Annotated in this window: 11 protein-coding genes and 1 pseudogene; 2 read left to right on the top strand and 10 right to left on the bottom strand. The window is 54.0% G+C overall.

The window, feature by feature from the left end:
- Positions 1-37: 37 nt before the first annotated feature.
- From KP806_RS12705 to KP806_RS12675, 7 genes and pseudogenes are all read right to left on the bottom strand, one after another.
- Positions 38-1,102, bottom strand: a pseudogene (locus KP806_RS12705) (alpha-L-fucosidase).
- A gap of 252 nt (positions 1,103-1,354) precedes the next feature.
- Positions 1,355-2,866, bottom strand: a complete 1,512-nt coding sequence (locus tag KP806_RS12700) for a GMC oxidoreductase (RefSeq protein ID WP_224724065.1) — start codon at positions 2,864-2,866, stop codon at positions 1,355-1,357.
- Positions 2,867-2,946: 80 nt separating this feature from the next.
- Positions 2,947-3,774: an ABC transporter ATP-binding protein gene (locus KP806_RS12695; RefSeq protein WP_224724064.1), complete on the bottom strand. Its 828-nt coding sequence runs from the start codon at positions 3,772-3,774 to the stop codon at positions 2,947-2,949.
- Between the two features lie 29 nt (positions 3,775-3,803).
- Complete coding sequence (locus KP806_RS12690; RefSeq protein ID WP_224724063.1) at positions 3,804-4,601, bottom strand: ABC transporter permease; 798 nt, start codon at positions 4,599-4,601, stop codon at positions 3,804-3,806.
- A complete protein-coding gene (locus KP806_RS12685; RefSeq protein WP_224724062.1) occupies positions 4,585-5,703 on the bottom strand; it encodes an ABC transporter substrate-binding protein in 1,119 nt (372 codons plus the stop codon). The genes KP806_RS12690 and KP806_RS12685 overlap by 17 nt, the downstream gene beginning before the upstream one ends.
- 27 nt (positions 5,704-5,730) lie before the next feature.
- Entirely contained in the window at positions 5,731-5,967 is a 237-nt protein-coding gene (locus KP806_RS12680; RefSeq protein WP_224724061.1) for a 4Fe-4S dicluster domain-containing protein, read from the bottom strand.
- The gene (locus tag KP806_RS12675; RefSeq protein ID WP_224724060.1) at positions 5,948-7,675 is read right to left on the bottom strand and encodes a fumarate reductase/succinate dehydrogenase flavoprotein subunit; all 1,728 of its coding nucleotides are present in this window, start codon (positions 7,673-7,675) and stop codon (positions 5,948-5,950) included. Before KP806_RS12675 ends, KP806_RS12680 begins: the two co-directional genes overlap by 20 nt.
- 375 nt (positions 7,676-8,050) lie before the next feature.
- Between KP806_RS12675 and KP806_RS12670 the strand changes: the two genes are divergently transcribed.
- Positions 8,051-9,223: a helix-turn-helix domain-containing protein gene (locus tag KP806_RS12670; RefSeq protein ID WP_224724059.1), complete on the top strand. Its 1,173-nt coding sequence runs from the start codon at positions 8,051-8,053 to the stop codon at positions 9,221-9,223.
- A gap of 226 nt (positions 9,224-9,449) precedes the next feature.
- Here KP806_RS12670 and KP806_RS12665 read toward each other — a convergent pair whose 3' ends face one another.
- Both KP806_RS12665 and KP806_RS12660 read right to left on the bottom strand, forming a co-directional pair.
- Positions 9,450-10,397: a glycoside hydrolase family 43 protein gene (locus KP806_RS12665; protein ID WP_224724058.1), complete on the bottom strand. Its 948-nt coding sequence runs from the start codon at positions 10,395-10,397 to the stop codon at positions 9,450-9,452.
- 512 nt (positions 10,398-10,909) lie between these two features.
- The gene (locus KP806_RS12660; RefSeq protein ID WP_224724057.1) at positions 10,910-12,055 is read right to left on the bottom strand and encodes a glycoside hydrolase family 88 protein; all 1,146 of its coding nucleotides are present in this window, start codon (positions 12,053-12,055) and stop codon (positions 10,910-10,912) included.
- A gap of 156 nt (positions 12,056-12,211) precedes the next feature.
- Between KP806_RS12660 and KP806_RS12655 the strand changes: the two genes are divergently transcribed.
- The gene (locus tag KP806_RS12655) at positions 12,212-13,078 is read left to right on the top strand and encodes a helix-turn-helix transcriptional regulator (protein ID WP_224724056.1); all 867 of its coding nucleotides are present in this window, start codon (positions 12,212-12,214) and stop codon (positions 13,076-13,078) included.
- Here KP806_RS12655 and KP806_RS12650 read toward each other — a convergent pair.
- Entirely contained in the window at positions 13,072-14,676 is a 1,605-nt protein-coding gene (locus tag KP806_RS12650; protein WP_224724055.1) for an alkaline phosphatase family protein, read from the bottom strand. The two genes, KP806_RS12655 and KP806_RS12650, sit on opposite strands and share 7 nt — an antisense overlap.
- Positions 14,677-14,702 lie beyond the last annotated feature (26 nt).

Below are 14,702 nucleotides of genomic sequence, written 5' to 3'. Positions count from 1 at the left end.
GACAATCTCTCCCGCATACAGCAGCTGCCATGCTCCCTCATTTAACCAATCGGATCTGGAATTTTTCGATTCGCTGTCCTTGTCGAATATACTCTTTGAGCATGATGCGATTAAACGTTTGTGCCTCATCCCATTGCAATTCAATCGCCGCCTGTTCCACTCCCTCGGCAGGGCGCCAAAACGTTTGCGAATTGCCGTCTGTCAGTACATTAGCGCCATGCTCGGCACTCAGCGTATGTGAAGCGGCGATGCCGGCGCCATCCGCTAAATTGCTGCTGTAAGTACGGTGAATCCGCTCGCCCAGCTCCTTCATCGTCCTTGCATCATTCTCATGGATCAGTCCCCTTCTGTCCGGGGGTAAATTAAGCAGAAAAGTCGTGTTTCCTCCGACCGTTCTCTCATAAAGATCCATCAAATGCTCGACCGATTTGACCTGGTCGTTCTCATGATCATGAAAGAACCAGCCCGGCCGAATGGATGTATTGACCTCTGCCGGATACCACACCACTTGATCGGTCCGGGATAAAACCTCGCGGCTGCCCAGATCCTCTTCGTCCGAGCCTAATCTTGTTGCAAATTCGCCGTCATCCGCTTGCTGGGATTTTTCCTGGATTTTTTCATTGTCACGCAGACTCGCCGGAACGACGCTCCATTCCACGTTACGCGTATGGCCGGCTTCATTTCCGCACCAGCGGACATCCGGCCCGCAGACCGAAATAACCGCGTTAGGCTGGAGAAGGCGAATTCTGTTGTAGTAGGCATCCCAATCATACTCTTGCCGTTTGCCGTTTGGCCCTTCCCCGCAAGACCCGTCGAACCAGACGCAAAATAACTCTCCATAACCGGTCAGCAGTTCGGTAAGCTGGTTGAGAAAGTGGGCGTTATAACGCTCCTAGTCGCCATAAGAGGGCTCGTGCCGGTCCCACGGCGAAACGTAAATGCCGAATTTTAATCCGGCTGCCTGACAGGCAAGCGAAACCTCGCGGACGAGATCTCCGGCGCCGTCTCTCCATGGACTATTTTTGACGGAATGCTCCGTATATTGGCTGGGCCACAGGCAAAAACCGTCATGGTGCTTGCAGGTGAGAATAATCCCTTTCATTCCGACTAGTTGAACGCACGGATGACCCGTACCATGCAATTCAAATACAATTATTTCATTGCTGTCCTGACGAAGTAAAGGCCCGGGAACATATAAGTTTTTTTGTCGGCCCCGTTTCCCAGTAGCGCTATGCAGCGAATAATTACCTTTTGGTACTATCCTCTGATGGTTTGAAGATATGATGAAGGGCGGCGGGCTGACATAAAAAAATGGAGGTGCAGGAATTGTTCCTGTACCTCCATTTTTTTAGATTCACGCATTCAACCGCTCAATCAGATAGTCTGCCGTCCGAATAGCCAAGGCGACTGCCGTGAGCGTTGGATTGGCCGCTCCAAGTGTGGGCAGAACGCTGTTATCGGCCGCATATAGGCCCGGGACGCCATGTACCTGGCCAAATCGGTTCGTTGTCGAAGTCAGCGGGTTATCGCCCATCCGGCAGGTTCCGCATTCATGGAAATCACGTCCCGGAATCCACGTGGACATGTCAAGTCTGCCGTTTTTTATATTAATCGGGGCATCCATCGCTTCCGACACCTGAACAAGAGCCTGCGACATGAGCCGGATAACCTCCAGATCCCGATTGCTGTAGGAGAAATCGACCTCTATCATAGGCACCCCGTATTCATCCCGGAGATTCGGACTCAGCCCGACCCTGTTCTCAAAACGGGATTCCACCTTGCCGAACGCCCACATCACATAATCCGAAATGTCACTTACCGGTTTATCGATACTGTAATGATACACGGAAGGATAAAAGGGGTAACCTCCATTGATAAAACCCTGAATCTGCACTTGATAAGGACGGAATTCCGTACCCGGAATTAATAAAGCGAGCGTTCCCGTTATTTCGGGAAATGGCTCCTTGTTCATCGTCCCCCAAGCTTCTACGCCGGAATGATTCGTCAGGTAATGGCCGACGGCATGGCCTTGAATGCCCGAATTCAGCAGAATTCTCGGATTTTCCAAGGTGCTTGCCGATAAAACGACCGTCTTCGCCTTGAGATCATACCATTTTTTATCGGAGCTGACCGCTCTTACGCCAGCCGCTTTCCCGTTTTCGGTAATGATTTGAACCGCCCGGGCTCTGACGGCCAGATCATAGGCGCGCAGCTTCAATGCTCTCGCAAGAAACAGGATGGAACTGAAATAAACGTTAGAATGCAGCTCGCCATATTTCGTCTGAGCAAGATCGGCTGCCATAGGAAGAAAGACCGCTTCAGGAAAACCGTTTTGCCATAGGCGGTTCACCGTAATTTCCGACAGGGTGGATCCTTGCGCGAACATATGGCTTACGAACATCGCCTGCTCGGCGATTTTATAGTACTTCTCCATCTCGCGAAGAGGCACGGGCCAATGGATCATATCGGACCCATGCATCCGGGGGGCGGCAATTCCCCAATTCAAGGTTCTTCCCCCCAGCCCGAAAAATTGCCGCGCGGCCGAATATTGCGGCAAAAAATCGCCGATCGGAAAAAACCGGTTCCCTATGGAGCTAAGCGCCCAACCGGAGGTCGGAAGGTTCATTCCATGAGTCGGCAGCAGCAGGTCTCCGGCTTCGATGACGCCGATTCTTTTGCCGCTGTCCTTCAAGCCCTCGCATAATCTCCACAGTACGGCTCCGCCGCCGGCGCCGGTTCCGACGATCAGCACGTCGTAATCCGTTTGGGCCATTTGCTCCAGCGGCGTTAACGGCAGCCATTGCGGATCCGTTCCCTCGGGAAAATAGGGAGGCACCTCGGCTCTGCTTCGGCGAAAATCGGACATCGCTGCTCATCCTCTCATTTCCCGCAAATGACGGATAGTAAGGCTGCGCTACATCCTATTTATATTCCGCCGCAATTGCTTTATATGCTCAGCCTTGCAGGAGGCTGAACATACGGCTGATGCCGGAGATCGAGCGGCAGCGGCTGCTGTGCCGTCTGGCTTCCGTCCAGCAAGCCCATCATCCTGCTTCGCAATTCGGTGAAGTCGCTGTTCGTGCGAATCCGCGGCCGCGGGATCTCTACGCGCACCGACTGGCTGATCCGGCCGGGACCCGGCGTCATGACGATAATCCGGTCAGCCAGATAGATCGCCTCTTCCACGTCATGCGTCACCAGCATAAAGGTAATCTTTTCCTTCTCCCATATGCGGACGACCTCTTCCTGCAGCTTTAGCCGAAGGATCGCATCGAGCGCGCCGAAGGGCTCATCCATCAGCAGCAGCTTCGGCTTTAAGCAAAGCGCCCTGGCGATGGCGACACGCTGGCTCATCCCTCCGGAAAGCTGGCTCGGATACAGCTCCGCGGCGCCGGTCAGACCGTACGCCGTTAAATACTCCTCCACGATCTCCAGCTGCCTCTTCCGCGGCACCTTCCGCATTTGCAAGCCGAAACGGATATTCTCCTTGACGGTAAGCCACGGAAACAAGGCGTAATTTTGAAAAATAAAGCCGCAGTCCCGGGAAATTCCGCCGCCTCCGCCGCTTTCGCCAGGAAACGAAATCGTGCCGCGGGTGGGCTGCTCCAGGCCCGCGATCAGCTTCAGCAGCGTGCTTTTTCCGCAGCCGGACGGCCCGAGCAGGCAGACGAACTCCGCTTCCCCGATCGACATGGAAATATCGCTTAGGACAGGAACCGCGGACCCGGTCCCTGTCTCATAGTGCTTCGTTAGGCCTGAAATATCGACCTGCATATGCCATCTCCCCCTTCGTTTCCAAACGTTTATCGCTTCCACCGCACCATCCGGCGTTCGATGAGGCGGACCAGTGCCGAGGACGCATAACCTAACGCACCGATCGTAAACATGCCGATGATCGATTGTTTGTAATCCAGCAAATGATAAGCCTGCCATGTCGTATAGCCGATGCCCGACTGGCCCGACATCATCTCCCCCGTAATGACGCCCATCCAGGAGGCGGCCACCCCGACGGATAAACCCGTGCAAATTTCCGGCAGCATCGCCGGCAAATAAATGCGCCACAGCGAGCGCACGGGACCGCAGCCCAGGCAGGAAGCCGCCTGGAGCAGAGAGGCCGGCACCCTCCCCGCGGCATCCTTCACATTAATCAGAATCGGAAAAAACGCTCCTATAAACGTAATGAAAATAATGCTGCCCTCGATCGTGCGGAACAAAAGCATCGCCACCGGCAAATAGGCGATCAAGGGGATCGGTCGGAAAATTTCCAGATTGGTAAACCAGGCATCCCTTGCAAATCGGCTGAGGCCGATCCAGAGACCGAGCGGAACTGCGGTAACAAGACCGAGCGCAATCCCGGCCGTAACACGAAACGTGCTGACGCCGATATCCTTGAAGTAACCCGTTTGAGTCAAATAGCCGATCCATTCCCTGAGCACGTCGACCGGCCCCGGCAAATTGCCGAACTGCAGCGGCCAAAGCACATTCGAGTTGACGGCTTCATGCCAGAGAAACACAAAGACGATCAGCGAGACGATCCGGACGGCATAGGAGCGGAGCAGGATATGTCTGCGGACAGGTACGGCATTAATAAACTTTTCCATCGATCCAGTCTCCCTGAATTTCCGTATCGGTCAGATACGGCTTGCCCGCCGACTCGAGCGCCTCGCGCAAATAAGCATCATCCACGAAAGCATTTAGATCCGGTTTTTTGGAAAGCTTGCCGATACCGGCCAGAAACTCGATGCTTCCGTTCAGCGTATTCAGATCCTTGTCATAGATCGCCGCGTCGAAACGGATGTTCTCCACCATTTTGCGGCATACCTCAGGCGGGAATTTGCTCTCCGCTTCGAATATTTTCGCAGTCTCCTCCGGATTGCTTACGGCAAACTCATGCGCTTCATTCAACGCTCTCAAAAATGCGAGCACGACCGGCTTATTTTCCTTGGCCCAATCCGCATTGGCGACAACGCCGGCCAGGTAATCGATTTGGGTCGCTTCGCCAAACTGGAGCACTCTGCCGATCTCCCGCTGCTGCATTAAGCTCGGATAAGGCTCCCAGGTCGCATGGGCCGCAACCTTTCCTTGCTCGATGCTCTGCATGCCGACGGTTACCGACTGATCGACGATCGTTACCTGATCCACTAAACCCACCTTGCGCAGCGACTCCAGAAGCATACGGTGCGAGCTGCTGCCGATCGGGGTCGATACCGTTTTCCCCTTCAGGTCTTCGATGCTTTGAATATCGCTGTTCTCCGGTACGAGTATCGCTTGATTGCGTCCCAGTGCTCCCTTGCCGTCAAAGGCAAGAAACACGGAATGATAATTGGGCTGCGTAATGCCAAGCACGGCGTTCAGCAGCGAAGGCATATCGCCGAGAAATGAGAGCTGGATTTTGCCGCTGTTCATATTATTGTTCAGCACCGAGCCGGCAGGCGCATCGAACCATTCGACCTTCACGTTAAGGTCCGGCGCCGCCTCCTTCAGATGCTTCTCGAACAGCTTTTTGTTCTTGATAATAAGCGCCCCCCAGGTTTGAGCCGTAGGGGATTGGTAACCGACCGTTACCGTAACCGGATCCTTGCCCGAAGAGCCGGACTGGCCCGAATTTTCCCGGTTCGCATGACCCGCAGAGCAAGCGCTCAAGAGGAGGGTAATCAGCAGGATCGTATTCAGCAGCCAAATATGACGGATTTTAGTAGCCATCGTTTTCATCCTTTCCTTCCAAAGCAGCTATCGCACCAAATAAGGGATATGGACCGTTACCGCATCGACGGGGCAATCCGTCTGACATGGCGTGCAGTACCAGCACTCGTCGTACTTCATATAGGCCTTCCCTTCGACATCCAGCGCCAGAATGCCCATCGGGCACACCTGCACGCAAATATTGCAGCCGATGCATTTATCCCGGTCGATAATAACGCTTGCCTCCGCCCGCTGCGGAATAAAGCTAGTGGACAGATTGCTCATTGGCTTTCAGCTCTCCTTTCGAATTTCCTGCTTCGGTTTCCGGCTCAAGAATGTAAGGCGGAAGCTCCTTCGTATATAATTCGCTGCTGCCGTCCCCGCCTTTGCGGATAATGACGCGCTTCAGCCAGTTCTCGTCATCCCGCTCCGGGTAATCGAGGAAATAGTGGTAAAATCCCCATCTGCTTTCCTTGCGGAACAAGGAGGCTCTGGCCATCATCTCCGCGCAGTCTACGATGCTGTGAATCTCGAGAGCCCTGCCCAGCTCATGGGCATCACGGGCTCCCAGCAGCTTAAGATCGACCTTGCGGAAATGCTCGATTTTTTCCAGGGCGATTTCCATCTTCGTGATCGTTTTCGGAGGCATCAGATACTGGGTGACGATGCGCCGGATCTTATACTCCACCTGCTGGTGCGGCACGCCGTCGGGCCTGCTTAAAATATCCTCGATCCGCGCTCTCTCCGCTTCGATCTGGGCGGGATCGGGCTCTGCATGGGATTGCCCCTGCGCAAAATGGGACGCGTTTGTCCCCGAAATTTTGCCGAAGGTTAACGCTCCGAGCAAATATTGATGCGGTACGCAAGCCATATCGCCTGCCGCATACAAGCCGGCCATCGAGGTTTCCGCTTCGTGGTTGACCAGAACGCCGGAAGCGCTGTGGCCGCTGCACAGCCCAAGCTCGGAGAAGTTCAGCTCGACCATGTCGGTGCGGTAATCCTTCCCTCTTCCCGAGTGGAAGCGGTCCCGGCTCGGCCGTTCGTTGTAATGCAGAATCGATTCGATTTGGGAGATCGTTTGGTCGTCCAGATGAGTAAGCTTCAAATAAAGCGGCCAATCCCCCTTGTTCGCCAGCTTCCACATATTCATGATCAGCTCGCCGCTCCAATAATCGCAGCCCGTCACCCGTTCCCCTTTCGCGTTAGCGGTATAGCCTCCGAACGGACCCGCCACGTAAGCGCAAGCCGGGCCGTTGTAATCCTTCATCGTCGGATTGATCTGATAACATTCGATGCCCGTCAGCTCCGCCCCCGCATGATAGGCCATCGCATAACCTTCGCCGGAATTGGTCGGATTCTCGTACGTGCTGTACAAGTATCCCGAATCCGTCAGTCCCATTCTGCCTGCGGCACCCGCTGTCATGACGACCGCCTTCGCCTGAACGACGACCAGCTCGCCGCTGAATACGTCAAGGCCGATCGCGCCGGTCACTTGATTGCCCTGCGTCAGCAGCCTCGTCACCATGACCCGGTTGACGACCTTGCACTTCATTTTCTTGACTTGCTTGGCCAGAATAAGCTTTAAATCGCTCGCCTTAGGCATCGGCAGCACATATTTGCCGTTCCGGTGTACCCGGTACACCTCGTAATTGCCCTCGGCATCCTTCTCGAAATCGACTCCCCACGAATCCAGCTCCTTCACGATGCCGTAGCATTCCGAAGCCTGCCGGTAAACGGCGCGCTGGTCGATAATCCCGTCATTGGAAGCGGTGATCTCAAGCGTATATTCCTCCGGGGTCGCTTTGCCCGGAATGACTGCGTTGTTCAGGCCGTCCATTCCCATGCTGATCGCTCCGCTGCGCCTGATATCCGCTTTATCCAGCACGAGCACCTGCAGCTCCGGATTCGCTTCCTTTGCCTTAATGGCGGCCATCGTGCCTGCCGTGCCGCCGCCGATAATCAGTACGTCCGTCGTATAGTTTCTTGTTTGCACCCGGCTCACTCTCCCTGATCAAAATAAACAAATAGAGACACGGCATCCCACCTAAGGTTGAGATGATCCGTGTCCCGTCTCTGGTCGTCCAGTCGACATTCCACCGTTTTTAATTCCGACTATTTCACTGGTATTTCACAACAAAATCTTAGCATTCCGGAAAGCGAGCGTCAATGAGATGAAAGGAATAGAGCAGCATTGAAGAGAAGTGAATAGCAATGAGGAACAGTGAGGAAAATGACCTTTTTTATCCAAATTTAAGGACGGAATAGAAAAATATTGCCAGGGAAATAGACAATCATTTAAAATGAATTTAATTCCGATAAATTTGATGAGTTTAATGCACTATTATTTGGGCATAGGGGGATTCGCCAATTGAAACTGCTGACCTTGCAGGAAGCGATGAATGTATTCGGCATCAGCCGTGCGACAATCGATCGCTGGCGCCAGCATAAGCAGCTGCCGTTCATCAAAATCGGGAAGGAGGTTTTTATAGACGCCGCGCAGCTGGAAGCCTGGATCAAGAGCTACTCCTCAAGCGGGAAAGCTGAAACGGAGCCCGACCGGAAAATGCTGAAGGTAGCCGTCGGCTACCAGAGCGGGACCGCCCACATGTGGAGTTCTCTCCTTATTAAGCAAACGGGTTTGTTCGAGGAGGAGCTTAAACGGTTTTATCCCGACCGCCTGCTGGACATCGATTGGCATAACGGCTCAAACGGCTTGGAATTGGTAGAATCCATGGTTGGCGGCAAGCTGCACATTGCTTCGCTCGGCGATTATCCGATTGCCATCAGCGGCATGTTAAGCAAGCTGCTTCCTTCGTTTCAGCCGGTGCTGCTCGCCTTTGACGGAAAAACGTCCAATGGGAAAGGGATTTCCGTTGTCGTTCACCCCTCCGGTCCGATTGAACGCCTCTCCGATCTGTCTAATGCGAGCATTTCGACCGTTGCCAATTCCAGTGCCGGTTACCGGCTTCAGCAGCTGATGTCCTCGATTGGCCGGCACGAAGCTCCGATCACTCATCCCGATATGAGCGCATGCCTTGAAAGCATCCGGGATCGGCGGGTCGGAGCAAGCGTAATGTGGGAGCCTTATGCAAGCCTGTTGAAGGAATCGGGCTCCGGTAGGCTGCTGCTGGAGGAAGGTCTCGGGGCCGACTACTTAACGGGAGTGGTTGCGGATGAACGCTGGGCCAGGGACAACGAGCCGGTCGTTATCGCTTATTTGACGGCGCATCTTAGAGCCCATCGCATGATCCGTTATGAGTGGGATAAGGTCGTGTCCATTATCCATTTGGCAACCGGCTTTCCTCTGCCTGTCATCAGCAGGGTCATGTCCGGCGTACGATGGGATGCGGCAATCTATGCCCGTGACCTTCAAACGCTGCAGCGTCTGGAGTGTCCCGGCGCTGCGGCGTTCCCATTGCCGGAAGCCGGCGGCGTCAGGATCCGCATGGATTATTTGCAGTCCGCTTTTGAGCGGCTGAGCCTGCCTGTGCTGCCGGATGCTCCCGTGACGGGGGATTGGAGCTCCGAATTTGTGTTTTGAGTTAAAAGCCCGTGCAGGCAGCTTGCCGGCACGGGCTTTGCTCCAGATGCCCAGACCTCCAGCACCCTGGCGGGTCCCTGGTGCGTCATCCGAGCCGGAACAACGATAAAAATGTCCGTAATCCGACGCTAAAGTTACCTCGAGGAGAGAATAACGATAGATACTATCGCTATTCCTCACCCCCCGCCCCACCTCGCCGCTGCGTCACCGGAACCGCCGCCTCTTATCAGCCCCGCCGCACTCCGACTTCCGAGCTTTTAATCCGGTTATACTCCTCCCTCGTAATGGAAAGGACCGTGCCATGCTTGAAGCGGTAAGGGAAGCTGAAGCTTTCATCGGAACGGATGAAACGCCCGCTGTCGATATCGTCGGCGATAAACGGAACGTAGCCCTGCCCCTCGCCGACGACACCGAAGAAGTCCAGCATCAGGCACCATCTGCCGTCAGCCAGCTTAAATGCGGTAGGCGCTTCATATGCGCTGCTGCCGAGCTTGGCCATTTCTCCGTCAAACTCTTCGATTCTAGTATATTCGCCGGTGAGGGTGCTGCCCTTTTGCAAGATGATGCCCCCAGGGTTAGACTCACTCTTCAGGAAGCGGTAGAACATGCCGTTCTCCTCGTACACCGCGGAATCGATAATGCCGCTGTCGTCCTTCCGGCACAGCATCTGCGGCTTCGTAAAGGTTGCAAAATCCTTGGTCCGCGTATAATAAATAGCCTTAAAGCCGTAATTGTTCGACGCATGCGCCGAGGACCAGTGAATGACGTAATCTTCCTTTTGCTTGTCGTAAATGACGTCCGGCGCCCAGAGGCAGCCGAAATCCTCGTCGCCCAGCTCGATCATCCGCTGCTCGGACCAGTTCACAAGATCGTCCGACTCCCACAGGGACAGGCATTTGCTTCCTTCCCGCGAAATATGGCCCCAGCTGCCTTTGTACTTCGTCTCGAATAAGCCCGCCAGGCACAGGTCGGTCGCAAGGATGTAAAACTTGCCTTCCTTCGTCCGCACAATCGTATGATCCCGGACCCCCTTATCCCCTTGCTCGCTCCAGAGCACCGGCTGCCCTCCGTTCACCTGCTCCCAGTTAAACCCGTCCGTGCTAAGCGCAAAATAGACCTGCTCCCCGTCCACCGTTTTCTTTTCCTTAAAATGTACAAATAAGTATGCATCCATCTCGAGTATTCCTCCACGATTTTGTTTAAATGGCTTGTGTTAATCAAAGGCGAGCGTCTGTCATTTGTTAAATTAATATTTATATTTATTGAAAAATAAAAATATTAATTTAAATTCATAGTAGGACAAGTTAACCCGGAATGCAATAATAAAATATGTGAACGACCTGCTTGTTGCGTCATCCCCCCACAAAAAAATACCTGCACGACCTCAAGACTCCAACGAGTCTCAAAGCTGTGCAGGCTGATAGAAGAATCAGGCTTGCAATGGTGAATGAGGGCAGGCATAACTGGATTTGTTGTCTTTATTTCAGAAGAGTGAGTTTCCTTTGATTAAATAACTGGATTCAATACCGTAAAATGGACCGCTTCTTTGAAATTCGCGCCATCTCCGAGGATTAGCTGTACTAAATCCAGTTATTATGCGAAAAAGTGGATCCAAGCTCGATTTAGATACAAGAAATCCATTTATTTACTTACTGGGTTCCTGGCAACTCCATATATCGTGCAGGGTCAGCCCATGTTCTCATGCCGTTCATACCAATACCCCGGAATCCGGCTCTCCAAGCGCAGCAGCGCCTCCAGGAAGAAGTAATCGCCCCAGATGACAAAATCGTCGGGAGACACGCCGCCTCTTACGGAATACGAGCCATGTCTCAGGAAACCTTCTTCGGCTTCGTCTCCGGCCGTAAAATAGTTCTCGATGAGAGAATTCATAGACCGGTGCACAGCCGCGAGAAAAAATTCCCGCTCCGGGTCCCCGGCCGGCAAATGCTCAATCAGCTCCAGCAGGCCGCACGCGGTAATCGCCGATGCCGAGCTGTCTCTTGGTGTGCCTTCGGCCTGCGGAGCATCGAAATCCCAATAAGCCACATGATCGTCAGGCAGATGGTCGATAAAATATCGCGCCAGCCGCTTCGATGTTTCCAAAAATTGCGGCTCCCGGAAATACCGGTAGGCAAGCGCGAAGCCGTATATGCCCCAAGCTTGGCCGCGTGTCCAGGTCGAGCCGTCCCTGAAGCCCTGATGCGTGCCGCCGCGCAAGGAATCGCCCGTTTCCTGATCAAAGTAGAACGTATGATAGGAAGAGTCATCCCCCCGCACGAGGAAACGCCTGCTCTTCTCGGCATGAATGCGGGCCGTATCCGCATATGTCGGATCGCCGGTCTGCTCCGCTGCCCAGTACAGGAGCGGCAGATTCATCAGGCAGTCGATAATAATACGGCCGCCGTTATGCGGATCGCCTTCCGGTCCCCAAGCCTGGATAAGCTGCGGGCCTGACCGCCACCGCTTCATTAATATATCCGCGGCCCTTAGAGCCGTCTCCCTCGCGGACTCGTCCTGCTCCAGTATCCACTGCGCCTTGGCCGACAGGGAATACAGAAAACCGATATCGTGGTGCTCCAGATGGCTTTCCCGCTCCAGCCTTTTGCTGAACGAAGCCACGCTTTGAACGGCAGCATCGCGGATAACCGGATCTTGACTATATTCGTAGCTCAGCCATAAAATCCCCGCCCAGAACCCTTCCGTCCAGTCCGTTTGATCCACCAGCCGGTACTTTCCGTCGCCGCTGCTTACATGCGGAAACTTGTCCTTGAAGCGGCTAATATTTGCGGTTGTTGTACGAATAGTTTGCTCAATGGCGTTTGTCCAGTTCATGAGTGGCCTCCTATTGTGTTCTCTTGCTAACTGAATCTATTATAGGAGTAATCCATCATAGGTTTGTTGTGATAATATATAGGTAAATTGTGAATTGGCAGCATCGCATACCGCCGTCCCCCGGCGGCATAGCATCATGAGAGAGGAAATGGATCGATGACTTCATACGACCGGATCGAATTCGAGCTCGGCCCCTTTCTTTGCAAGCATAAACTTAAATCGGAGCACTCCCGCTGGTTTCACGCCCATCAGGGCATTGAAATGCTGTACATTTACGAAGGACAAGGCGAAGTGATGCTGGAAGGCAAAGCTTACCCGCTATCCGGCGGCACTTTACTCTGGATTCAGCCTTATCAGCTGCATCTCGTTGACGTGCCTTCCAAGCCGGACTCCGTTTATGTGCGCACCAATTTGACCTTCGATCCCCATTTTCTGACCGGTTATCTCGCTCCGTTTCCCGGGCTGCAGCGGTTTTACGAGCGGATTTGGAAAGGCGTTTTACCGCGGCAGGTATTCTCGCTCCAGGAAGAGAGCCGGCTGCCCGGAATGCTGGAGGAGCTCGGCCGGGCGTGCCAAGAGCCTCCGGAGGATCGCGAGGAAAGCTTTGGTCTGCTGATGCTGCAGCTGCTTCGTTATCTGCAGCAGCATGTGTTTGCGGACAGCCTTCCCGGCGCCCATGCAAGCCCGCGGGCGTTAAAGCATGTCGAAAGCATTACGGAGTGGCTGGAAACCCACTTCCGCCGCCCCTTCCGCCTGGAAGAGATGGCTGACGACCTGTACCTGTCCCCGTATCATCTGTCGCATTTGTTCAAGGAAGCAACAGGCATCACTTTGTCGGAGTACCTGACGGTCCGCCGGGTAAGAGAAGCCTGCTCGCTGCTCGCCGGCACCTCCAAACCGATCCGCGAGATCGCTTCGGAGGTGGGGGGGCTTGGCCCGTCCTATTTTTGCCAAATGTTCAAGAAAAATAAAGGCGTCACGCCCGAGCAATACAGGAAAACGATTCGCGAGCGGTCCTATTGAACTTGTCCTTTTTGCTTTGTCACAAGGTCCAGCAAAAAAGCTTTCAGGTCGACTATACGCAAATACTTGGGCCTGTGTCCGGTTTCGGAAATAATTAATGGGACAAGCGATTCCATCCGGTACATGGCACCGTGACCGCCGCCGCCCTTATGCGACGGCGAGCTTTTGTCCGCCAGCTCATAGCCCGGCTTCGCTGTGACGATGAGAAACTCTCCGTTTTGCGAATGCAAGGCGCCCGACAACCGCCTCAAGGCGTCGGGATAATCCCCGTACGCAACCGAGCCGCCGGCTGTATTCACCTTCAGATCCAGCACGGTACCGTCCTGCTCGATTGTCCACGCTTGATTGTAAGAATCTTTGAGCCCGCCTCCGGCTTTATACTTAAGCTGCTTGAGAGTCGAAGCCTGAATGACACGAATCCATTCCTTCTCCTTCCATGCGACAAAATCGATACGCGGATCGGTTAAGAGGAGCTCGGCCGTATTCTTGAGCGGCTGATTCTCCTTTAAGGCGTAGACATACGCCATTGTTTCGTTGACGGCCGTCACGAGCTCAGTCCTCTCGGATACCTTCTCACCCGGGCTAAGCACCCTTTCAGGTCCAAGCAGCGCAGGCAGATCGATTTCAGGCTGCTGAGCGGCAGGCAGGATCGGCGTCATTCCGCTATCCCCCATAATAAGAAAGACCGCTTCGTTCAGCGCTTGCTCCGGAGATCCGAACGCTTCCAGCAGGTTTTGCAGCTGACGGTCCGTCTTTTCGACACCCGCCATATCCGACGGTCCGTTTCGATGCAGCTTTTGATCGAGATCAGGCAAATACACGTATAAAAAATCCGGCAAAGCCTTCGTCCGGACCAAATAGCTGACGGTTTCAATCGCAAAGCTGTTATTCAAGCCGAACCGCCCGAACGGTCCGACGGGGAGATGCGCCGCTCCTTCAAGCGGGTTGGATAAAACTCCGAGCGACAGAAAATCGGGTCCTATTACCTGAATTTTATCGGGCAGCGGAGAAACGGCCTGCATCCATCCCGGTATGGACAGTGTATGATTGGTCTGTCCCCGGTAAATAAGCCCGTTGACGGATCCGGATGTAAACCCGCGCCGGGCCAGCTCGTCGTAAATGGTAGGCAGCTTGCCGTTCAGATGGCTTCGGTTCAAATGAACGAGCGCATCGGATAGTACAGGGCCTCCCCCCTGATGCAGCACCTCCATCGGTCCCGTTCCGTAATTGATCAGTCTCCGGTCATCCATCGAATACCAGGTCAATCCCGGCACCCGGTGCTCGTCCGGATAAGCGCCGGTAATCAGCGAGCTGTCGATGGTGACGGACATCGTAGGAAAGGAGCTGACCATCTCTTTATAATATTGCCCGCGGCCGATCAGGAATTGAAACGCCGGCAGCCTGTTTTGCCGGATACCGCGGTCGATGCTCTGAGCCATTAACGAATCTACGACGATTAAAATGACTTTTTTGTTCCCCGCTTCACCTGCCGATTGGATCCGCAGAAGATCTTGCTCCCCCGGCCCACGGGCTTGGCAGCCGGAAACGGAAGCGAGAACAAAAAGGGTCAGCAGGAAAAAAATAGCTTTTTGGCACACAGCAATCACCTCAGGATAAATATTCT

The sequence above is a fragment of the Paenibacillus vietnamensis genome, assembly GCF_020169515.1.
Lineage (GTDB): Bacteria > Bacillota > Bacilli > Paenibacillales > Paenibacillaceae > Pristimantibacillus > Pristimantibacillus vietnamensis.
The sequence above is the reverse complement of the archived record's forward strand: the minus strand, read 5'-3'. Positions and strand labels throughout refer to the sequence as shown.

Coding starts and splice junctions, on each gene's coding strand:
- KP806_RS12665 (WP_224724058.1), bottom strand. CDS start 10,397: ATGGATGCATACTTATTTGTACATTTTAAGGAAAAGAAAACGGTGGAC.
- KP806_RS12700 (WP_224724065.1), bottom strand. CDS start 2,866: ATGTCCGATTTTCGCCGAAGCAGAGCCGAGGTGCCTCCCTATTTTCCC.
- KP806_RS12690 (WP_224724063.1), bottom strand. CDS start 4,601: ATGGAAAAGTTTATTAATGCCGTACCTGTCCGCAGACATATCCTGCTC.
- KP806_RS12680 (WP_224724061.1), bottom strand. CDS start 5,967: ATGAGCAATCTGTCCACTAGCTTTATTCCGCAGCGGGCGGAGGCAAGC.
- KP806_RS12685 (WP_224724062.1), bottom strand. CDS start 5,703: ATGGCTACTAAAATCCGTCATATTTGGCTGCTGAATACGATCCTGCTG.
- KP806_RS12695 (WP_224724064.1), bottom strand. CDS start 3,774: ATGCAGGTCGATATTTCAGGCCTAACGAAGCACTATGAGACAGGGACC.
- KP806_RS12655 (WP_224724056.1), top strand. CDS start 12,212: ATGACTTCATACGACCGGATCGAATTCGAGCTCGGCCCCTTTCTTTGC.
- KP806_RS12660 (WP_224724057.1), bottom strand. CDS start 12,055: ATGAACTGGACAAACGCCATTGAGCAAACTATTCGTACAACAACCGCA.